Origin of the sequence: Pseudomonas lactis, assembly GCF_001439845.1 — a bacterium.
GTDB classification, from domain to species: Bacteria; Pseudomonadota; Gammaproteobacteria; order Pseudomonadales; family Pseudomonadaceae; genus Aquipseudomonas; species Aquipseudomonas lactis.
This window is the reverse complement of the sequence record NZ_JYLO01000002.1, coordinates 93,826-111,626: the sequence shown is the minus strand read 5'-3', so window position 1 is coordinate 111,626 and position 17,801 is coordinate 93,826. Positions and strand designations below refer to the sequence as shown.

Below are 17,801 nucleotides of genomic sequence, written 5' to 3'. Positions count from 1 at the left end.
ATGCAGAACATCGAACTGGCTGTTCAAGTCATCACGGCAATCGCCTACCTACTGAGCGCCCTGCGCCTGGCTTGCTACACCCGAGGCGATGCGCGATATCGGCGCAGCATTTCGCTACTGGCGAGCTTGTTTGGCGCCACATTGTGCATCTGCGGTCTGGAAATTCTCCTTGACCGCCAACCCACCAGCCTCTGGCAGGCCGTGTCCATCGTGCTGCTCTGCACCCTGATTTTCCGTTCACGCGGCAACGTCGCCGCCCTGTTGAGGCCCAGCGCATGACCACCACCCTCCGCCACGGCGACCGTTCACAAGCGGTACTGATGCTGCAAAAGAGTCTCAACAAGAACGGCGCCAACGTCGTGCCGGACGGTGACTACGGCGACGCCACAGAAACCGCCGTGCGCGCGTACCAGGTCAAAGTGGGCCTGGTCGCCGACGGCGTTGCCGGCACCAAGACTCAAGCTAGTCTTGCCGGTGGCGACTGTACCCAGCTGCTACGCAACAACGACCTAGTGGTCGCTGCCGAACGTCTCGGCGTACCGCTGGCGAGCATCTACGCGGTCAACGAAGTGGAATCCAAGGGCAAGGGCTTTCTCGACAACGGCAAGCCGGTGATCCTGTTCGAACGCCACATCATGTACCGCCAGCTCGCCACGGCTCGAAACGCGGGCGATGACCCTGCCGAACTCAAACGTCACGCCGATCAGCTCGCCACCGCCAACCCCGCCCTGGTCAATCCAAAGCCTGGCGGATACATCGGCGGTACCGCCGAGCACCAACGCCTGGCCATGGCCCGCCTGATCGATGACACCGCCGCCCTGGAGTCGGCTTCCTGGGGCGCCTTCCAGATCATGGGGTTCCACTGGAAGCGTCTCGGCTATGCCAGCGTGCAGGAATTTGTGGCAGCAATGAGTGCCGGCGAATCACAGCAGTTCGACGCCTTCACCCGCTTCATTGAGACCGATCCGGTGCTACACAAGGCCCTGAAAGCTCGCAAATGGGCCGAGTTCGCCAAGCTCTACAACGGGCCGGACTACCTACGGAATCTCTACGACACCAAGCTTCAGCGCGCCTACGAGCGGCACGCCGGTTGCGAGTGTGGGCAAGGAGTGGCGGCATGATCGACTTCGACGCGGTAGAAAAACTGCGGGTGCAGGATGGTGACCTGCTGGTGGTACCTGAGTCGACCGAACAGGACGACATGCAGTTGTTGGGCGAAGCCATCCAGATGATGAACGGCGCCAGGGCCGTGATCGTGCGCGGCCCGATCAAGCAGTTCGACACCGCCGCCATGAACAAACTTGGCTGGTACCGCGCGTGAGCACACTGCGCCAAGCCCTATATGGCATTGCCCTGCTCGGCGCCCTGGCGTTGCTGATCTGGGGGCAGGAAGCGCGCATCGACGTCGCCGAAGGCGAAACCGAACAGGCGAAGTCAGCTGCCAAGACCGCCCGCGAAGACGCCGACCGCAACCTTCAAACCGCCAACACCCTCATCGCTACCTTGAAACAGGAGCGCGAGGCCCAGAGCACCCTGCGCGTCCAACAGGATCAACTGCGCCAGGGTCTGGCGAAACGCGAGCAAACCATAGAGGACCTGAAACGTGAAAACGCCGAACTACGGAACTGGGCTGATCAGCCTTTGCCTGACGCTGCTCGCCGGCTGCGCGAGCGCCCCGCCCTCACCGGCGCCGCAGCTTACCGTGACTGGCTGTCCGGCCGTGGTGCCGTGCCAACTACCAGCGACCAGCCCGCGCAATAACGGTGACCAGTTGAGCGATTTGGACCGCGCGGAAGCTGCCTGGGCCGACTGCGCTGCCCAGGTCGACATGGTCTACAAGCAACAGCAGGCCCAACCATGAACAAGCCCGAAAGCCTGCGCGCCCACCTGCTTGCCACCGTTGCCGAGTTCAAGCACAACCCCGACCGCCTGCTGATATTCATCGACAACGGTAGGGTTCGTTGCACCGCTGCCCATACCCTGTCGTTTGAATACAGCTTTGACCTGCAGATCATCCTCACCGAGTTCGCCGGTCATCCCGACAGCGTGATCCTGCCGATTCTGGGCTGGCTTAGCGTCAATCAATCCGAACTGCTGGAAAGCCTCGACAAGGTCAAGAACGGTATTCAGTTCGAAGCCGACATCCTGGACAAGAACAAGGTGGACCTCAGTATTACTCTGCAACTGACAGAGCGCGTCGTCGTGGGCAATGACGACCAGGGCAATACCACTGTCAAACACCCGAACGAACCACAGTACGTGCCGGGCTACCTCGATCCGAATTGGAAGCCGGGGGCCCAGGGCAACACCAGTGAATGGATTGTGCCCGATGGCAAGTAACCTGGAGGCGCTGGAGACCTGGGCAGCGGTTCTACTGGCACGGTTGGAGCCTGGGGAGCGCAGCAAACTGGCTCGGACCATTGGACAGGAGTTGCGTCGCAGTCAGCAGAAGCGCGTGATGGCACAGGAGAACCCGGACGGGAGCAAGTATGCCCCTCGCAAAAAGCGGGACCTGCGAGGGAAGCAGGGACGGATTCGCCGAAAGCTGGCGATGTTCAAGAAGCTACGGACGGCTTCATATTTGAAGGTCCGTGGTGATAGCAATGCCGTAACGGTTGGGTTCACCGGCCGTATTGCCCGCATTGCCAGGGTTCACCAGTATGGTTTGAAGGATCGTGCAGAGCCTGGCGCTCCTGACGTGCGTTACGAGCAGCGGGAGGTTTTGGGGTTCACTGATGCTGACCTAGATTTAATTCGCGATAGCCTGCTCGCACACCTGACACTGTAACTCCCCCTCCTACAAGGCGACGAAGCTGCACCCGCACGCGCGTGGCGTCACCATCGCCGCCATGAACGATTTCGCCGCCTTTGCCCGCATGCTTGAAAACCTCATCCGCTTCGGCGTCATTGACGCCGTGCAGATGGAGCCTCCCCGTGTGAAGGTGAAAACCGGAGAGCTTACGACTGCCTGGCTACCTTGGATCGTGCAGCGCGCCGGAGCCGATCAGGTGTGGGACCCTCCGACCGTGGGCGAACAAGTCATGTTGTTCAGCCCGTCCGGTCAACTCGCCAATGGTGTAGTTGTCACAGGCCTTTTCAGCGACCACATCCCCGCCAATGGCAACCGCCCCGGCCTGCACCGCCGCACCTACGCAGACGGCACGGTGATCGAGTACGACAGCGTCGCCCATCACCTCAACGCAACCCTCGCCAACGGCGGTACCACCAACCTGGTCAGCACGGGCGGCATCCATCTCGTCGGCGATATCACTCATCAGGGCGATTACATCCAAACCGGAAACCAAAACGTCACCGGCACCGTGACCGTTACCACCGACGTCATCGCGGCCGGCATCAGCCTGGTCAACCACCCCCACAGCGGCGTGATGCCAGGCAACGGCAAGACGGGGAAACCAGAATGAACCGAGAAACCGGCGCCGCCATCGATGAGCTGGACCATATCGCCCAGTGCTTGACTGACATCCTCACCACCCGCATCGGCACCCGCGTTATGCGCCGCGAATACGGCAGCCTGCTGCCCGAGCTGGTGGACCACCCCTTCAATGACGTCACACGCCTGCGGGTTTATTCGGGCGCGGTCATGGCCCTGATGCGTTGGGAACCGAGGGTGAGCCTCAGCCGTGTGCAATTTATGGGTGCCACCCTTCAAGGCCAGTCAGTGTTGGACCTGGAGGGCAGCATTGTCGACAGCAATGAGCCGTTCAGCATGAGCCTGCCCCTGCAGCTGGGTGGCAGCGTATGAACACCTTCTCAGCCATCGACCTCAGCCTGTTGCCCGCGCCGCAGATCGTCGAGCAGATTGATTACGAGCAGATTCTCGCCAAACGCAAGGCCTACGCCATCAGCCTGTGGCCCGCCGGGGAACAAGCGAACATTGCCGCCAGGCTCGAAATGGAATCGGAGCCGCTGACCAAGTTGGTCGAGGAGAACGCCTATCGGGAAACCATCTGGCGGCAGCGCGTCAATGAAGCGGCCACCGCCAACATGATTGCCTTCGCCAAGGGCAGCGATCTGGAGAACCTGGCGGCGAACTACAACGTCAAGCGCCTGGTAATTCAGGCGGCTAACTCCCAAGCATCACCGCCCGTCCCGCAGGTAATGGAAACAGACGATAGCCTGCGCGAGCGTACCCAAATGGCCTGGGAAGGCCTCAGCACCGCCGGCCCCCGCAACAGCTATATCTTCCACGCCCGCGCGGCCGATGGGCGCGTGGCCGATGCCACGGCGGAAAGCCCGTCGCCGGCCGTGGTGGTGGTGACCGTGCAAGGTATGTCTGTGGACGGCTCGGCCGAGAACGACCTGTTGGCTGTGGTTAAAACCTACCTCAGCGATGACAACCGCCGGCCAGTCGCTGACCGGCTGACCGTGCAGGCTGCTCAAATCCTGCGTTACCAAGTCAAGGCCAAACTTTATCTGCTGACCAGCGGACCAGAGACCGAGCCTGCCTGCAGTACCGCAGAGCAACGTCTGCGCGCCTATGTGCATCAGCGCCGTCGGCTCGGCATGGAGGTGTCGGAATCCGCGATCCACGCCGCGCTACACGTCGAAGGTGTGCGCAAGGTTGAGCTGGAAGGCTGGACCGATATCGTCGCTACGCTGTACCAGGCCCCCTACTGCACTGACATTCAGTTATCGGTCGGGGTGGAGTGATGGGCGCTCAGCACCTTCTCCCGGGCAACTCGACCCCGCTGGAACGCCAGGCGGCAATTGCGCTGGCCCAAATTCAGCGCGTACCTATCCCGCTGCGACTGCTGTGGAACCCGGATCTTTGCCCTGTCGCCGTTCTGCCCTACCTGGCCTGGTCGTTTTCCGTCGACCGCTGGGACAGCACCTGGTCTGAAGCCACCAAACGCGCGGCAATCCGTGCCTCGTACTTCATCCACTCGCGCAAAGGCACCGTCGGTGCACTGCGCCGCGTAGTCGAGCCGCTGGGCTACTTGATTGAGATTGTCGAGTGGTGGCAGGACGTGCCCGAGGGCGTGCCTGGCACATTCAAGTTGCGGATCGGCGTGCTGGATACCGGCATCACCGAAGAGATGTATCAGGAACTCACCTTCCTGATCGATGACGCCAAACCCCGCAGCCGGCACCTCACTGGCTTAGCCATCAGCCTGGAAACCCAAGGCGCCCTAAACATCGGTGTCGCCGTTTATGAAGGCGACGTAATCGACGTCTACCCACCCGTGCAGCGTGACGTTGAAGTCACTGGTTACATCGGTGTGGCCGGGCGTGAACACACCATAGACACCCTGGACGTGTACCCATGATCGATCAGAACTCGCAATTTATGGCGATCCTCACCAACGTGGGGGCCGCAAAACTGGCAAACGCCAACTCGTTGGGGCTTCCCTGGAAGCTCGCGGCACTCGGGGTGGGTGATGCAAATGACACCAATCCCATGCCCAGCGCGACCCAAACCAAACTGATCAACGAACGTCGTCGCGCGCCGCTGAATCAGCTCATGATTGATCCCGTGAACCCGGCTGTCATCATCGCCGAGCAAATCATCCCTGCGGACGTCGGTGGCTGGTGGGTTAGAGAGATTGGCCTGTATGACGAAGATAATGACCTCGTCGCGGTTGCCAACTGTGCCCCGAGTTACAAGGCGTTGATGGACCAAGGATCGGCGCGCACGCTCATCGTGCGGATGAGTCTCATCGTCTCCAGCACCGGCAACATTGTGCTGAAGATCGATCCCGCCGTCGTGTTGGCCACCAGGGAGTATGTCGACCTCTCCGTCGATCGGGTGCTTCCACCTAACAAGGTGCCCGGTACCTACTTTCAGGTGACGACAGACAAGCGGGGGGTGGTGCAGTCAGGCCGTAATCCGACCACGCTGGATGGTTTCGGTATCACCAATGCCATCGCCATAGGCCAGTATGGTTTAGGTGGAAAAACTGCTCCAAATGCTCCCATTGACACCATTGGGCTACCGGGAGGCTTTTATTCTTTTGGCGATGGTGGAAGCACCTTCGGTAACTACGTCGGGTTAATAAATGTTCCTTACGCCACGGACAGCTACGCCGGACAAATCGGTTTCGCACAAGGCAACGATGAACCACGAATTTTGGTACGGGCTGGCAAAGGGTCGGGCGTCTGGACTCCAACACGTGTGCTGTGGCACTCAGGTACGTTCAATCCAGGCAGCAAAGCTGACAAAGCCACGACATTGGTAGGGTACGGCATTACCGACGCGTACACCGTTACTCAGGTTAATTCCGCTCTAAGCCTCAAAGCACCGCTGGAAAGTCCAGTGTTCTCGGGTCAACCGCAAGTGCCGACAGCAGCGGTTGGAGCCAACAACAAGCTGGCGGCTAATACGGCCTTCGTGCAAAAGGCGGTACAGGACGCTATCACGGCGGTTATGGACGGGGCGCCGGGCGCCTTGGATACGTTGAAGGAGTTGTCCACGGCGTTGGGCAATGATCCAAACTTTTCCACCACCATTCTGACCGCATTGAATGGCAAGGCAGCCAAAGCCACCACCTTGGAGGGCTATGGGATCATTGATGCATTAGCGAAAGGACAATATGGGCTGGGCGGAACTACGGCACCAGCGGCAGCGATTGATACGGTTGGATTGCCTGGCGGCTTCTATTACTACGGGGGAGGTAATTCAGGCTTCTCTGATAATGTCGGCTTGGTCAACATCCCCTATGGCAACTCGGGATATTCAGGTCAGCTCGGGTTTCGTCAAGGGCTGGAAGAGCCGGATATCTACGTTCGTGGTTGTAAGAGCAATGGAGCCTGGGGGAGAACCCGAAGGGTCTGGCACACGGGGAATCTTGACCCTTATCAATTCATGCCCGCAGGCACCACCATTGCATTTGCAGGCCCGACAGTTCCTACCGGGTTCCTTAAAGAAAATGGTGCAGCCGTTTCTCGTACCACCTATGCAAATCTATTCGCCGCAATCGGCACGACCTACGGCGCTGGTGATGGCAGCACGACGTTCAACCTTCCCGATAGCCGAGGCGAGTTTATCCGCGGTGCTGACGAAGGTCGTGGCGTTGAACCAGGGCGTACTGTAGGTAGCTGGGTCGACTCGCAGAACAAATCTCACACCCACGTTTACGGTGCACAGCACAAGACCGATTATGGTTTGAGCGCTACCGGCATCCAGGGCGTGAGCCCTGGGAAAGTGATGTATGAAACTACTGCGTCCGGTGGTGATGAAGCCCGCCCTCGCAGTACTGCTCGACTTATGTGCATTAAGTATTGAGGTTAACCATGTCTGATTCCATGTTGGTCGTATACCAAGCGCATCCAGTAACGGGTGAATACACCGGCCCGACCCAGGCCGATCCCGACCCGCTGGACGAAGGGAAGTGGCTCATTCCCGCCATGGCTTTTGCCGATGCCCCGCCCAAGCCAAAGGCCGGGTTCGCTATCGTTCACACACCTGGCGCTGATCAGGTGTGGAGCCTGGTACCAGATCACAGGGGGATGGTTTACCAGGTCGAAACAGGTGCGCCGCTACAGTGGGAAGAATTCGGCCCGCTGCCGGACAACCTCACCGCGTTGCCGTACCCTGGGCCAGGCCACCGCTGGGGTGGGAGCGACTGGATCTATGACGATGCGCTGGCTCAGGCGGGGCTCATCGCGGCAGAGCGGGCGTGGCGCGACTCCGAGATCGAGTCGGTCAAATGGCTGCGGGAACGTCATCGGGATCAGCAGGAAATCGGGGTGGACCCGTCCCTGTCTTCGATTCAGTTCCGCGAGTTGCTGGTGTACATACAGGCCCTTCGCGACTGGCCGCAGACCGCCCAGTTCCCGGTTCTGGATTCACGCCCCACAGCTCCCGGCTGGATCGCCGACCAATCGCAATAACCCCTCCGTGAACCTGTAATGCCTCTCCCTACAAGCCCCCGCGCTCGCCCAACCGGCGCGCGCGCGGCAGCCTGTGCACTGTCATTCCATCACAGCGCAGGCAACCACCCATGGCCGGTTCAGACTATCTCCACGGCGTGCGGGTCATCGAACTCAACGACGGCACCCGCCCCATTCGCACCATCCCCACCGCAGTCATCGGCCTGGTATGCACGGCTGAGGATGCAGACCCACTTATGTTCCCGCTGGACACACCTGTCCTTCTGACCAGCGTTCAAGCCGCCATCGGCAAAGCCGGTGTGAAGGGGACCCTTGCGTCCAGCCTGCAGGCAATTGCCGATCAGACCAAGCCATACACCATCGTGGTGCGGGTCAAGGAAGGCGCTGACGAAGCGACCACCACCAGCGCCCTGATCGGCACCACCACGGCCGACGGCAAATACACCGGCATGAAAGCTCTGCTCGCCGCCAAGGCCCGCGTGGGCATGACGCCGCGCATCCTTGGCGTACCAGGCCTCGACAGTTTGCAGGTGGCTACGGCTTTGGTGTCGGTTGCCCAAGACCTGCGCGCCTTCGCGTACGTCAGCGCCTGGAACTGTAAAACCAAGGAAGAGGTGGTCGCTTACCGCGAAAATTTCGGCGCCCGCGAAGCCATGGTGATCTGGCCAGACTTCCTCAATTGGGACACCGTCACCAGCAAGACCGTTACCGCCTCGGCAGTTGCACGCGCCCTGGGCCTGCGGGCGAAGATCGATCAGGAAACCGGCTGGCACAAGACTCTCTCCAACGTTGCCGTCAACGGCGTGACCGGTATCAGCGCCGACGTGTTCTGGGATCTGCAAAACCCGGCTACCGATGCCAACTACCTCAATAGCAACGAGGTCACGACCCTGATCAACGAGGGCGGCTTCCGCTTCTGGGGTAGCCGTACCTGCAGCGACGATCCGCTGTTCGCCTTCGAAAACTACACCCGTACCGCGCAGATCCTCGCCGATACCATGGCCGAGGCGCACATGTGGGCTGTGGACAAGCCCATGCACGCCTCCCTGGTGCGGGACATCCTTGAAGGCATCAACGCCAAGTTTCGCGAGCTGATCGCCCAGGGCTACCTGATCGGCGGCAGCGCCTGGTACCCGGAAGATATCAACGACAAGGACACCCTCAAGGCCGGCAAGCTGACGATCGATTACGACTACACGCCTGTGCCGCCGCTGGAAGACCTCACCCTGCGCCAGCGCATCACCGACCGCTACCTGATGCAGTTCGCCAGCCAGATCAACGGCTAAACCGGGGCTCCCCGCGAGGGGAGTTGACCCGTTGCCAAATACCCGGAGAAGACCGCCATGGCTATGCCACGCAAACTCAAGAACCTCATGTTGTTCAACGACGCCAACATCTACAGGGGGGTGGTGAAGTCCATCACCCTGCCCGTGCTCGGCCGCAAGATGGAAGCCTATCGCGGCGGTGGCATGAATGGCCCGGTCAAGGCTGACCTAGGCTTTTCCGACGACGGTATCCAGTTCGAATGGAAGACAGGTGGCCTGGATCTGATCAGCCTGAAACAGTTCGGTATGGCCAACGCGTCCGGTGTGGCCTTGCGCTTTGCAGGTGCCTTTGAGCAGGACGATACGGGAGAAGTCAGCGCCGTAGAAATTGTCGTCCGTGGGCGTCATGAGTCCATTGAAATGGGCGAAGCAAAGCCAGGCGAGGACACTGAGCACACCATCAAAACAACCTGCACCTACTACAAGTTGACCGTCGACAACGAAGAGATCATCGAAGTCGACCTGCTCAACTTCATCGAGAAGGTTGATGGTGTCGACATGCTGGAGAAACAGCGTAACGCCCTCGGCTTTTGATAGCCCCACCGCACCATAACCGTTTGCCCATCACTAGGAGCTTTACTCATGGACACCGCAGCTACCGCACAGACTGACGTTAAACCATTGGTCGACGACAACACCGTTATCCTCGATACACCGATCCGTCGTGGCACAACCACCATCGACAGCATCAGCCTGCGCAAGCCAAACTCGGGCGAACTGCGCGGCGTTAGCTTGGCCGAGTTGCTGAACATGGACGTTGCCAGCCTCCTCAAGGTGCTACCGCGCATCAGCACCCCGACCCTTACGGCCGTCGAGCTTGCCGGCATGGACCCTGCCGACCTGTTCATCCTCGGCAACAAGGTGTCTGGTTTTTTGTTGCAGAAGCAACTGAAGACGGATGCATCCCTCGTTGCGTAGAAGACGCTATGGCCGATCTGGCCGTGGTTTTTCACTGGGCGCCGGCTGACATGGATCAGCTGGGCCTGCAGGAACTGATGGACTGGCGCGAACGGGCGCGTATTCGGAGCAGCGTCGATGGCAAATGATTTAAAACTGCGGGTGTTGCTCGACGCCATCGACAAAGCCACAGGCCCGTTGAAGAAAATCACAGGGGGCAGCACCGAAACGGCCCGCGCACTCAAAGCCGCCCGTGACCGCCTGAAAGAACTCAACACCCAGCAGAAAGATGTGAGCGCCTGGCGCTCCCAAAAAACTGCCGCCGACGAAACCAAGCAATCCCTGGACGCCGCCCGTGAACGAGTTAAAGCCCTCAGCCAGCAATTCGCCGCGACCGGCGCCCCGACCAGAGCAATGACCAAGGACTTTCGCGCAGCTGTGCGCGAAGCCCAACGCCTAAAACAAGAACACCTACAGCAAGGCATACAGCTCCAGGGGCTGCGGTCCAAGCTTTCCGATGCAGGCATCGGCACCAAAAATCTTAGCACCCACGAACGTCAGTTACGTGAGCAGATCAGCGCCACCAACAACAGCATTGCAGAGCAGGGGCGCCGTCTGCGAGCCCTGAACGCCAATCAGGAACGCGCGGCAAAAACCCGGGCACGCCTCGACAGCACATACAGCGGGCGCAAGCAGTTCGCCGGCAACGCTGCTATGGCAGGCGCCGCCGGTATGGGCACGGGATACGCCATCGGCCATGGCCTTTACGCGCCTCTACAAGAGGGTAAACAGTTCGCGCTTGAAGAAAACCGTGTTGCCGCCATGGGCCTGGGCAAGGAAGACACCGGCAAGGCGATTGAGTTTGCCAAGCGCATGAAAACCTACGGCACCAGCGTGACGGAAAACCTAACGTTGGTTCGGGATGCAATGACGGTGTTTGCCGACGAGCATGAAGCGGAAATGGTTGCTCCCACCTTGGCGAAAATGAAGTTTGCCAACCACGCGATGTACGGTGAGGAAGAAGGCTCTGAGAACGAACGCAAGTTCATGGATATGCTCAAGGTGATTGAGCTGCGCGGTGGCCTGGCCAGTAAAGAAGCGTTCATCAATCAAGCCGATATCGTGCAGCGCATCCTTACCGCCACCGGGGGCCGTGTTGGGCCGAATGAATGGCTGAACGTGATCAAGACCGGCGGTGTAGCGGCCAAGGGCATCAAGGACGAAGCGTTCTACTACCAGATGGAACCGCTGGTGCAGGAAATGGGTGGCCATCGTGTGGGTACAGCGATGATGAGCGCCTATTCCAACATCTACCAGGGCAAGACCACCAAACGTGCGGCGAACAATCTAGAACAACTGGGCCTGGTCGACCCGGCCAAGGTCAAGCATGACAAGGCTGGGCAAATTGCTTTCCTCGACGTCGGTGCGATCAAGGGCAGTGAGCTGTTTCGCGAGAACCAGTTCGAGTGGATGGAGAAAATCCTGCTGCCGCAGCTGGCCGCCAAAGGCATCACGGACAAGAAGCAGGTGCTGGATAGCATAGGCAGCATTTTCTCCAACCGAACCGCCTCCAACCTGTTCGCGCAGATGTACTTGCAGCGTGAGCAGATCCACAAAAATGCCAAGCTCAATGCCGGTGCCGACGGCATCGACCAGCTCTACGACAAAGGCATGAACACCGCTCAGGGTGCTGAGCTGGAACTGCTCGCACAAAAAGCCAATGCCTACCGGGAAATGAGCGACGCGATTCTGCCCACCTACGTCGAGGCGCTGAAAAGCATCACCGCAGCGATCAAGGGCGTCACCGCATGGATGAAGGAGAACCCTGCAGCCGCCGCTGCCATGACGAAAACCCTGATGGTGGTCGGCGTGCTGGCGGGTGTCTTCGGTGCGCTAGCCTTGACCCTGGCCAGCTTGATCGGCCCCTTTGCCGTGGTCAGCTACGGCATGGGCTTGTTCGGCCTCAAGAGCGCCGGGGTGGTTGCCGTCGCCCAGCGGCTGTTCCCGACATTGGTTGGCCTCGCCAAAAACGCGTTCCCGATGCTAATGCAGGGCATTCGCTTGCTGGCCGTGACCATGGGCGGCGCGCTGCTGACAGCAATTCGGATGGTAGGCATTGCCCTGTGGGGCCTTGCGGCTAATCCGATCGTTCTGATCATCGCCGCCGTTGTCGCCGCAATTGCCGGCGGCGCCTACTTGATCTACCGGAACTGGGACGCAGTGAAGCTATATTTCAGCAACGCCTGGACGGAGATCAAGGCCGGATTCGATGGCGGCATCGGCGGCATCATCGCCACGCTGGTGAACTTCAGTCCGTTGGGGCTCGTGTACCAAGCCTTCGCCGGGGTACTGAGCTATCTGGGTATTGAGCTGCCGTCACGGTTCACCGAATTCGGCAGCATGATCGTCAATGGGTTGGTGAACGGCTTGATATCCGGCATGGGCCTGGTGAAAGACACCATCGTATCGATCGGAGACTCGACCATTGGGTGGTTCAAGGAAAAGCTCGGTATACACAGCCCATCGCGGGTGTTTGCGGAGCTGGGCGGCTTCACCATGGCGGGACTGACACAGGGGCTCGAAACCGGTGAAGGGGGGCCACTCACCGCACTGAGCAAGTTCAGCAAACAATTCACTGCCGCCGGCGCAATGACCCTGGGCACGATGAGCGGAACGGCGCTGGCAATTGATGACCGCCCGCCCATCAGCGCGATGAGCAGCCCCACTTACGACAGCCACGATCAGTACGAAATCAACATCCATCCCGGTCAGGGTATGGATGCCATGGCAATTGCGCGGGCCGTGCGTGCGGAACTGGCCCGTGTTGAGAGCGAAAAAAACGCCCGTACACGCAGCAAACTGTCAGACCTGGAGTAACCCCGCATGATGCTCGCCCTCGGCATGTTCGTGTTCAGCCTCTCAACCGCCGCCTATCAGGAACTGCAGCGCCAAACCGAATGGCGTCACGCCAGCAACAATCGGATCGGTGCCGTACCCGCGCGGCAGTTCCTTGGGCGTGGCGACGACACCATCACGCTGCCAGGTGTGATCCTGCCTGAGCTGGCGGGCAGCGGCCTCAGCCTGGACGCCATTCGATTGATGGCTAACACCGGCAAGGCCTGGCCTATGGTCGAAGGCAGCGGCCGCATTTACGGCCTATGGGTGATCGAAAGTCTGAGCGAAACCAAGACTATTTTCTTTAGCGACGGCACGCCTCGGCGCATTGAATTCAGCCTGTCCCTCAAACGTATCGATGATGACCGGATCGACCTACTGGGCGCCGGTACCGCCGTCGGCGTGAATATCCTGCGCAGGTTGCTATGATCGACGCCGCCCTTTCCCGTGTGACCGGGTTTCTAAAAGACACGGTCGATCGCTACAAACGCGATGCGGCGTATCCGGTACCGGCTTTTCGCGTGACCGTCGACGGCAACGACATCGCCCAACTCATCAGCCCGCGGTTGATGAGCCTTGAACTGACCGACAACCGCGGCATCGAAGCCGATCAGCTCAGCATCACCCTCAGCGACCACGATGGATTGCTGTCGATTCCCCCCAAGGGTGCGGTGGTGCGGTTATGGCTGGGCTGGAGTGACACCGGCTTGGTCGACAAAGGCACCTACACCGTCGACGAGATCGAACACAGTGGTGCGCCGGATATGCTGAGCATCCGCGCTCGCTCGGCAGATCTACGCAAGGCCCTCAAAACCAAACGCGAGCGCAGCTGGAGCAATACCACCCTCGGCGACGTCTTGGGCGATATCGCAATAGGCAACGGCCTCACCGCCACCATTGCCGGTGCGCTCGACGGTCTGCCCATCCTGCAGCTCGATCAGGCGAACGAATCTGACGCCAACCTGATCAGCCGCCTGGGTGAAGAGTTCGACGCGGTGGCCAGCGTCAAAGCGGGATGCCTGCTGTGCATGCCAGCCGGTGGTGGCAAGACCGCCAGCGGCCTGGACCTGCCCCACATCACCCTCACCCGCGCCGACGGCGACCAGCACCGCTACCTGTTGGCTGACCGCGACAGCTACGACGGTGTGCGTGCCTACTTCTACGACGTGAACAGCGCCAAGAAGCAGGAAGCCATTGCCGGCGGCGGCGAAAACCTCAAAGACCTGCGCCACACCTACAGCGACAAGCAGTCTGCCCTTCGTGCTGCCCGGGCGGAATTCAACCGCCTGCGCCGTGGCAGCGCGACCCTCAGCTACACCCTGGCGGTGGGCCGTCCCGATCTGATCCCGGAGCTGACCTACACGCTGCAAGGCGTGAAGGCTGAAATCGACGAAATCATCTGGTACGGCGGCAACGTGCAACACAACCTCAGCCCGGACAACGGCTACACCATGAGCCTGGAGCTGGAAAGCAAGTTGCCGGAAGACACCGTCGATGACCTGGCGGTGGAGAACAAACTGGATTACACCGGGATCATCGCCTACTACCGTGATGACAAAACCGGGAAAGAGAAAACTATGACGGCCGGGGACCAGGATAAGCCTCGGCGTCTGCTGTGGCTGTACGCCAACAAGAACACGGCCAAGCGGGCTGTGGATCGGGAGTGGAAGCGGCTTCAGGCGACGAAGGCTGAAACGGGAGGCCCTGCGGACGGCGGGGCCAAGGTGTAGGAAGGTTACTCGGCGAACACGGTAATGGTCGTGCCACCACCGTCACGGGCAAAGGCCTGGCATTCGATGGCCAGTCCTTTTTGCTCGACGGTCGCAATCTCGCTATCGTCTTTCAGTGCCTGTTGGCGGCATTGCTTGGACGCCTTCACCACTTCGGCAGCGGAGCGTTTTGATACCAGGCCGCCAGTACGGCCGACAAGGTCATAAAACGCTTGATCAGGGGCTGGGCCATCCCAAGTAACAGCAACGTTGGGAGCACCCAAGGCACAACTGAGCGACAGCGCGATATTCGGACCGTCACGATACTCGGTGGTTTGTTTGCCCTCAGTTTGCTTGACCTGGGAAAGGTGGCGTTCCTGCTGGAGCGCAGCGAGAACATCGTCGCAGGGTTCTGCCAGGGCGTTTGTGGAGAGTGCAAACAGCATCAGGCCGGTGAAGGCGCCCATCAGTACGTCAGTTTTCACAGCATTCCCTCTATGGATCATTCCTTGAGACCGTCGGATCTTTGGTATTGCCAAAGCACATAGGCTATTTGGCAATCACTAATTCGGCAATAGCGCAAGCCTCATACTGGCAGCATCAGCCTCTTTAAAAAGCCCGGCGAACCGGGCTTCCCCTCCTACTGAGCGTTCAAGAGTGCATCAATAAAGCGCAGCACGTCGTTCCGGTGTTCCTCGCTCAACTGCCTGAACACCTTCACCAAGTGAAGCTCCGCGTGTGTAAAACGCTGTTCTTCACCGCTTGCGGTTTGATTGGTCTCTGCATCGCTGTTCACCAACATGTTCTACTCCCTTTACAACACGTAACGGGCGCCCGGCACTATCGGTAGTGCCGTCGAAAACACCCGGCGAACGAGCGATTCTCAGCATGTTTTGGTGTGCCACCACCCCCGCCATGCAAAAAAGGCAACGAACACTTTGGGCAGAGAAATAAGTCAGTGCAGTCCACAGGAACTAAGGCCGATTGGCCGCCGCAGACCTAGAACGAGACAAAAGTTTAAGTAGTAGTAGAGATTGCTAAAGCGCTCGTCAGCCTCTGGACGGATGCTTTATCGCCCTCCGATAGGGATCGGTAGTTTTCTAGAATTCGAGACTCAGCACTGTCAATCCCATCTTTCGACAGCAAGGTCTTCGCGCCTGTCAGCACGTACTGAATGTCCACACCCGCTCTCTCAAGAGCCGCCAGGTATCGCAAATCGGGCGAATTAGCGCCCTGTTCGTAAGCCTTCTGTGTCCCTCGGCTGACACCTCCGAACGCCCCGAAATCAGTCTGACTAAGGCCCAAACGGTCGCGCTCTTCTTTTAGGCGATCGCCCACCCCATCAGAAATGTACATTTTTATGAGCAATCCTTATTGACTTGTATATTTTTCTGTTCAAAAATGCCCTCACACAAACACGAACGAACACACATGAACACTATGCCCGCCCCTCTGACACCCGAGCAAGCCCGCGCAGCTCTTGACCGCAAGGGCGTCAGCATTGCCGAGTTCTGCCGTACATATGAGTTGAACAGAAATTTGGTCAGTGACCTGCTTAACGGCCGCAAGAAAGGTCGTCGTGGCGAAGCACACCGGGCGGCGGTATTGCTCGGGATCAAAGACGGCGTGATTACAAACTAGGGCCTCTGGCTCCAAGGGGATACCAGAAGATGAAACGCCCAGTTCTAGACAGCAGAAAAAGCGTCGTCATGGCCGTGATCGGTGCCTACCCTGGCGGTCGGTCGTACGCCTCGGCAGACCTCGGCATGCCGATTAAGAAGTTCGACAACCAGGCCTACGGAAATGCAGGTAGTCGCCCGCTGACCGACGAGCATATTCACCGCCTGGAGAAGGTTGCCGGTACCACCTTCCTACCGGACTACATCGCCTCAATGTACGGCGGCATGTTCGTACCGCTGAGCCTCCCGGAAACCCTGGACAACGTTGAGCTGTACACCCGTTCGCTCAAAGCCTCGGCCAAGCGCGGCAGGGTTGACCAGATCATGTCTGCGGCCCTGGATGACGGAGTCATCGAAAAGCGCGAGGCCGACGCAATCATCGCCGCCCTGGTCACCTACATGTCGGCTCGTTACGCCGAGGTGTTCGCGACTATCCAGCTTTACAGCCAGGGAGCTGTCTAGTGAGTACTTACAAACTCGTCTGCCCTTGCTGCAACAGTTCTATGCGCATCCGTACCTCCGAGGGGCAGACGCCTTGCTTCCGCTCGATGTACTCGGAATGCACCAACTTGCTGTGCGGTGCCACCTTCTCCGGGTCGTTGGTTTGGGAATATCAGCTCAGCCCGTCCGGCATTGAGCGGCCCCTGACGGTTTTGCCCACGGCTCCCACAAAGGTTCGGCTACTTGCACGTCAGAACCTCAAGTCGAAAAACGATCAACCCGATCTGCTGGACCAACTGGAAATGGAGCGCGCGTGATGAACCTCGATCAACAGACTCATGACTACCGCAGCAGCATGCAACAAGCTGCTTTCGCTTACCTGCAACGCCACGAGGCTGAACACCTGGTGGATTCCGATTTGCTGTTCGATCGCTGCATTCGCCACCTGACACTTGCGTTGGAAGTTCCGGTGTTCATGGCGCCAAAGCTTGTTCACAACGCTTGGACTGAACTGCAAATGATCAAAAAGCGTCGTTGGATCGGCGTCGACTGGGCCACCGGGGCTGACAGCACCCGTGTACACCTGGTGGACGTTCTCGCAGATCAACGCTTCCCAGTTCCGGCTCGCTTTCTGCCGCAAAAAATGCTCGACCAGCGCAACGCCGTACACAAGCCACACCCTCAGTAACGCTTCCTTTTAACCCCCCGCCCTGCCCCATTCCCAATGGGTTTGGGTGAGCTTTGCCCGCAATCCGAGGTGGACCATGGAAATCGACATCGCCATCACCGCAAAACTGCCCCGCGACCAGGCAGAGGCCCTGCTACAGGACCTGCGCGCGCAGTACTCGGCGCAGCTCAACGAGCACTGGTATGACGATCGGTTTCGCATGATCCCCGAGGGTTTGCGGCACGGCTCATTGCTGGTGGCCTTCCCCGGGTTGGCAGCAAGAAAAAGCCTGATGGGCGCCCTTAAACACAGTCTCGACGAAGCGAAGTAAGCCACG

General features: G+C 59.4%; 27 protein-coding genes and 1 pseudogene. 25 read left to right on the top strand and 3 right to left on the bottom strand.

What is annotated here, in order from left to right; genetic code table 11:
• The 20 genes and pseudogenes from TX24_RS03375 (at position 1) to TX24_RS03290 (ending at position 14,698) form a co-directional block, all read left to right on the top strand.
• Positions 1-279 (top strand): phage holin family protein, encoded by a 279-nt coding sequence (locus TX24_RS03375; RefSeq protein WP_057709714.1) that lies wholly within the window; start codon positions 1-3, stop codon positions 277-279.
• Positions 276-1,121, top strand: coding sequence for an N-acetylmuramidase domain-containing protein (locus tag TX24_RS03370; protein ID WP_057709713.1), 846 nt, complete (start codon positions 276-278; stop codon positions 1,119-1,121). The genes TX24_RS03375 and TX24_RS03370 overlap by 4 nt, the downstream gene beginning before the upstream one ends.
• The gene (locus TX24_RS03365; protein WP_057709712.1) at positions 1,118-1,321 is read left to right on the top strand and encodes a hypothetical protein; all 204 of its coding nucleotides are present in this window, start codon (positions 1,118-1,120) and stop codon (positions 1,319-1,321) included. The genes TX24_RS03370 and TX24_RS03365 overlap by 4 nt, the downstream gene beginning before the upstream one ends.
• On the top strand, positions 1,318-1,761 hold the full coding sequence (gene lysB / locus TX24_RS03360; RefSeq protein WP_057709711.1) for an Rz-like lysis system protein LysB: 444 nt from the start codon (positions 1,318-1,320) through the stop codon (positions 1,759-1,761). The genes TX24_RS03365 and lysB overlap by 4 nt, the downstream gene beginning before the upstream one ends.
• Positions 1,676-1,861 (top strand): annotated as a pseudogene (gene lysC, locus TX24_RS32385) (Rz1-like lysis system protein LysC); the annotation flags it as partial. The gene lysB and the pseudogene lysC, both read left to right, overlap by 86 nt.
• Entirely contained in the window at positions 1,858-2,340 is a 483-nt protein-coding gene (locus tag TX24_RS03355) for a phage tail protein (protein ID WP_057709710.1), read from the top strand. The pseudogene lysC and the gene TX24_RS03355, both read left to right, overlap by 4 nt.
• Complete coding sequence (locus TX24_RS03350; protein ID WP_057709709.1) at positions 2,330-2,788, top strand: phage virion morphogenesis protein; 459 nt, start codon at positions 2,330-2,332, stop codon at positions 2,786-2,788. The genes TX24_RS03355 and TX24_RS03350 overlap by 11 nt, the downstream gene beginning before the upstream one ends.
• 61 nt (positions 2,789-2,849) lie before the next feature.
• Positions 2,850-3,422 carry a phage baseplate assembly protein V gene (locus TX24_RS03345; RefSeq protein ID WP_057709708.1) on the top strand — a complete coding sequence of 191 codons (573 nt, stop codon included), beginning with the start codon at positions 2,850-2,852 and terminating at the stop codon, positions 3,420-3,422.
• Positions 3,419-3,763, top strand: a complete 345-nt coding sequence (locus tag TX24_RS03340) for a GPW/gp25 family protein (RefSeq protein WP_057709707.1) — start codon at positions 3,419-3,421, stop codon at positions 3,761-3,763. The genes TX24_RS03345 and TX24_RS03340 overlap by 4 nt, the downstream gene beginning before the upstream one ends.
• Positions 3,760-4,671: a baseplate J/gp47 family protein gene (locus TX24_RS03335; RefSeq protein ID WP_057709706.1), complete on the top strand. Its 912-nt coding sequence runs from the start codon at positions 3,760-3,762 to the stop codon at positions 4,669-4,671. Before TX24_RS03340 ends, TX24_RS03335 begins: the two co-directional genes overlap by 4 nt.
• The gene (locus TX24_RS03330) at positions 4,671-5,288 is read left to right on the top strand and encodes a phage tail protein I (protein ID WP_057709705.1); all 618 of its coding nucleotides are present in this window, start codon (positions 4,671-4,673) and stop codon (positions 5,286-5,288) included. The genes TX24_RS03335 and TX24_RS03330 overlap by 1 nt, the downstream gene beginning before the upstream one ends.
• A complete protein-coding gene (locus tag TX24_RS03325) occupies positions 5,285-7,243 on the top strand; it encodes a phage tail-collar fiber domain-containing protein (protein ID WP_057709704.1) in 1,959 nt (652 codons plus the stop codon). Before TX24_RS03330 ends, TX24_RS03325 begins: the two co-directional genes overlap by 4 nt.
• A gap of 8 nt (positions 7,244-7,251) precedes the next feature.
• The gene (locus tag TX24_RS03320; protein WP_057709703.1) at positions 7,252-7,851 is read left to right on the top strand and encodes a phage tail assembly chaperone; all 600 of its coding nucleotides are present in this window, start codon (positions 7,252-7,254) and stop codon (positions 7,849-7,851) included.
• 110 nt (positions 7,852-7,961) lie between these two features.
• Entirely contained in the window at positions 7,962-9,137 is a 1,176-nt protein-coding gene (locus tag TX24_RS03315; protein ID WP_057709702.1) for a phage tail sheath protein, read from the top strand.
• Positions 9,138-9,194: 57 nt separating this feature from the next.
• The gene (locus TX24_RS03310) at positions 9,195-9,710 is read left to right on the top strand and encodes a phage major tail tube protein (RefSeq protein WP_057709701.1); all 516 of its coding nucleotides are present in this window, start codon (positions 9,195-9,197) and stop codon (positions 9,708-9,710) included.
• A gap of 48 nt (positions 9,711-9,758) precedes the next feature.
• Positions 9,759-10,094, top strand: a complete 336-nt coding sequence (locus tag TX24_RS03305; protein ID WP_057709700.1) for a phage tail assembly protein — start codon at positions 9,759-9,761, stop codon at positions 10,092-10,094.
• 8 nt (positions 10,095-10,102) lie between these two features.
• Positions 10,103-10,222, top strand: a complete 120-nt coding sequence (locus tag TX24_RS30245) for a GpE family phage tail protein (protein ID WP_073843658.1) — start codon at positions 10,103-10,105, stop codon at positions 10,220-10,222.
• Positions 10,212-12,950, top strand: a complete 2,739-nt coding sequence (locus TX24_RS32380; RefSeq protein WP_057709699.1) for a phage tail tape measure protein — start codon at positions 10,212-10,214, stop codon at positions 12,948-12,950. Before TX24_RS30245 ends, TX24_RS32380 begins: the two co-directional genes overlap by 11 nt.
• Positions 12,951-12,956: 6 nt before the next feature.
• Positions 12,957-13,397, top strand: coding sequence for a phage tail protein (locus tag TX24_RS03295; RefSeq protein WP_057709698.1), 441 nt, complete (start codon positions 12,957-12,959; stop codon positions 13,395-13,397).
• On the top strand, positions 13,394-14,698 hold the full coding sequence (locus TX24_RS03290; RefSeq protein WP_057709697.1) for a phage late control D family protein: 1,305 nt from the start codon (positions 13,394-13,396) through the stop codon (positions 14,696-14,698). The genes TX24_RS03295 and TX24_RS03290 overlap by 4 nt, the downstream gene beginning before the upstream one ends.
• Positions 14,699-14,703: 5 nt before the next feature.
• Here TX24_RS03290 and TX24_RS03285 read toward each other — a convergent pair whose 3' ends face one another.
• The 3 genes from TX24_RS03285 to TX24_RS03280 form a co-directional block, all read right to left on the bottom strand.
• Positions 14,704-15,144 carry a hypothetical protein gene (locus tag TX24_RS03285; protein WP_134327138.1) on the bottom strand — a complete coding sequence of 147 codons (441 nt, stop codon included), beginning with the start codon at positions 15,142-15,144 and terminating at the stop codon, positions 14,704-14,706.
• Positions 15,145-15,317: 173 nt separating this feature from the next.
• Complete coding sequence (locus tag TX24_RS31755) at positions 15,318-15,479, bottom strand: hypothetical protein (protein WP_157255539.1); 162 nt, start codon at positions 15,477-15,479, stop codon at positions 15,318-15,320.
• A 215-nt stretch (positions 15,480-15,694) separates the two neighbouring features.
• The gene (locus tag TX24_RS03280; RefSeq protein ID WP_057709695.1) at positions 15,695-16,033 is read right to left on the bottom strand and encodes a helix-turn-helix domain-containing protein; all 339 of its coding nucleotides are present in this window, start codon (positions 16,031-16,033) and stop codon (positions 15,695-15,697) included.
• An 84-nt stretch (positions 16,034-16,117) separates the two neighbouring features.
• Between TX24_RS03280 and TX24_RS03275 the strand changes: the two genes are divergently transcribed.
• The 5 genes from TX24_RS03275 (at position 16,118) to TX24_RS03255 (ending at position 17,795) form a co-directional block, all read left to right on the top strand.
• Positions 16,118-16,318, top strand: a complete 201-nt coding sequence (locus TX24_RS03275; protein WP_057709827.1) for a DNA-binding protein — start codon at positions 16,118-16,120, stop codon at positions 16,316-16,318.
• A gap of 29 nt (positions 16,319-16,347) precedes the next feature.
• The gene (locus TX24_RS03270; RefSeq protein WP_057709694.1) at positions 16,348-16,818 is read left to right on the top strand and encodes a YmfL family putative regulatory protein; all 471 of its coding nucleotides are present in this window, start codon (positions 16,348-16,350) and stop codon (positions 16,816-16,818) included.
• Complete coding sequence (locus TX24_RS03265; RefSeq protein ID WP_057709693.1) at positions 16,818-17,114, top strand: ogr/Delta-like zinc finger family protein; 297 nt, start codon at positions 16,818-16,820, stop codon at positions 17,112-17,114. The genes TX24_RS03270 and TX24_RS03265 overlap by 1 nt, the downstream gene beginning before the upstream one ends.
• Positions 17,114-17,485, top strand: coding sequence for a hypothetical protein (locus TX24_RS03260; protein WP_057709692.1), 372 nt, complete (start codon positions 17,114-17,116; stop codon positions 17,483-17,485). Before TX24_RS03265 ends, TX24_RS03260 begins: the two co-directional genes overlap by 1 nt.
• Before the next feature lie 76 nt (positions 17,486-17,561).
• Complete coding sequence (locus tag TX24_RS03255; RefSeq protein WP_057709691.1) at positions 17,562-17,795, top strand: hypothetical protein; 234 nt, start codon at positions 17,562-17,564, stop codon at positions 17,793-17,795.
• Positions 17,796-17,801: the final 6 nt, after the last annotated feature.

Bases quoted from the DNA above. Each gene is read 5' to 3' on its own strand.
- TX24_RS03375 (WP_057709714.1), top strand. From the start codon at position 1: ATGCAGAACATCGAACTGGCTGTTCAAGTCATCACGGCAATCGCCTAC.
- TX24_RS03345 (WP_057709708.1), top strand. From the start codon at position 2,850: ATGAACGATTTCGCCGCCTTTGCCCGCATGCTTGAAAACCTCATCCGC.
- TX24_RS03350 (WP_057709709.1), top strand. From the start codon at position 2,330: ATGGCAAGTAACCTGGAGGCGCTGGAGACCTGGGCAGCGGTTCTACTG.
- TX24_RS03365 (WP_057709712.1), top strand. From the start codon at position 1,118: ATGATCGACTTCGACGCGGTAGAAAAACTGCGGGTGCAGGATGGTGAC.
- TX24_RS03285 (WP_134327138.1), bottom strand. From the start codon at position 15,144: ATGGGCGCCTTCACCGGCCTGATGCTGTTTGCACTCTCCACAAACGCC.
- TX24_RS03280 (WP_057709695.1), bottom strand. From the start codon at position 16,033: ATGTACATTTCTGATGGGGTGGGCGATCGCCTAAAAGAAGAGCGCGAC.
- TX24_RS03290 (WP_057709697.1), top strand. From the start codon at position 13,394: ATGATCGACGCCGCCCTTTCCCGTGTGACCGGGTTTCTAAAAGACACG.
- TX24_RS03260 (WP_057709692.1), top strand. From the start codon at position 17,114: ATGAACCTCGATCAACAGACTCATGACTACCGCAGCAGCATGCAACAA.
- TX24_RS03330 (WP_057709705.1), top strand. From the start codon at position 4,671: ATGGGCGCTCAGCACCTTCTCCCGGGCAACTCGACCCCGCTGGAACGC.
- TX24_RS03335 (WP_057709706.1), top strand. From the start codon at position 3,760: ATGAACACCTTCTCAGCCATCGACCTCAGCCTGTTGCCCGCGCCGCAG.
- TX24_RS03325 (WP_057709704.1), top strand. From the start codon at position 5,285: ATGATCGATCAGAACTCGCAATTTATGGCGATCCTCACCAACGTGGGG.
- TX24_RS03340 (WP_057709707.1), top strand. From the start codon at position 3,419: ATGAACCGAGAAACCGGCGCCGCCATCGATGAGCTGGACCATATCGCC.
- TX24_RS03295 (WP_057709698.1), top strand. From the start codon at position 12,957: ATGATGCTCGCCCTCGGCATGTTCGTGTTCAGCCTCTCAACCGCCGCC.
- TX24_RS03305 (WP_057709700.1), top strand. From the start codon at position 9,759: ATGGACACCGCAGCTACCGCACAGACTGACGTTAAACCATTGGTCGAC.
- TX24_RS03355 (WP_057709710.1), top strand. From the start codon at position 1,858: ATGAACAAGCCCGAAAGCCTGCGCGCCCACCTGCTTGCCACCGTTGCC.
- TX24_RS03315 (WP_057709702.1), top strand. From the start codon at position 7,962: ATGGCCGGTTCAGACTATCTCCACGGCGTGCGGGTCATCGAACTCAAC.
- TX24_RS32380 (WP_057709699.1), top strand. From the start codon at position 10,212: ATGGCAAATGATTTAAAACTGCGGGTGTTGCTCGACGCCATCGACAAA.
- TX24_RS03370 (WP_057709713.1), top strand. From the start codon at position 276: ATGACCACCACCCTCCGCCACGGCGACCGTTCACAAGCGGTACTGATG.
- TX24_RS03275 (WP_057709827.1), top strand. From the start codon at position 16,118: ATGCCCGCCCCTCTGACACCCGAGCAAGCCCGCGCAGCTCTTGACCGC.
- TX24_RS31755 (WP_157255539.1), bottom strand. From the start codon at position 15,479: ATGTTGGTGAACAGCGATGCAGAGACCAATCAAACCGCAAGCGGTGAA.
- TX24_RS03255 (WP_057709691.1), top strand. From the start codon at position 17,562: ATGGAAATCGACATCGCCATCACCGCAAAACTGCCCCGCGACCAGGCA.
- TX24_RS03320 (WP_057709703.1), top strand. From the start codon at position 7,252: ATGTCTGATTCCATGTTGGTCGTATACCAAGCGCATCCAGTAACGGGT.
- TX24_RS03270 (WP_057709694.1), top strand. From the start codon at position 16,348: ATGAAACGCCCAGTTCTAGACAGCAGAAAAAGCGTCGTCATGGCCGTG.
- TX24_RS03310 (WP_057709701.1), top strand. From the start codon at position 9,195: ATGGCTATGCCACGCAAACTCAAGAACCTCATGTTGTTCAACGACGCC.
- TX24_RS30245 (WP_073843658.1), top strand. From the start codon at position 10,103: ATGGCCGATCTGGCCGTGGTTTTTCACTGGGCGCCGGCTGACATGGAT.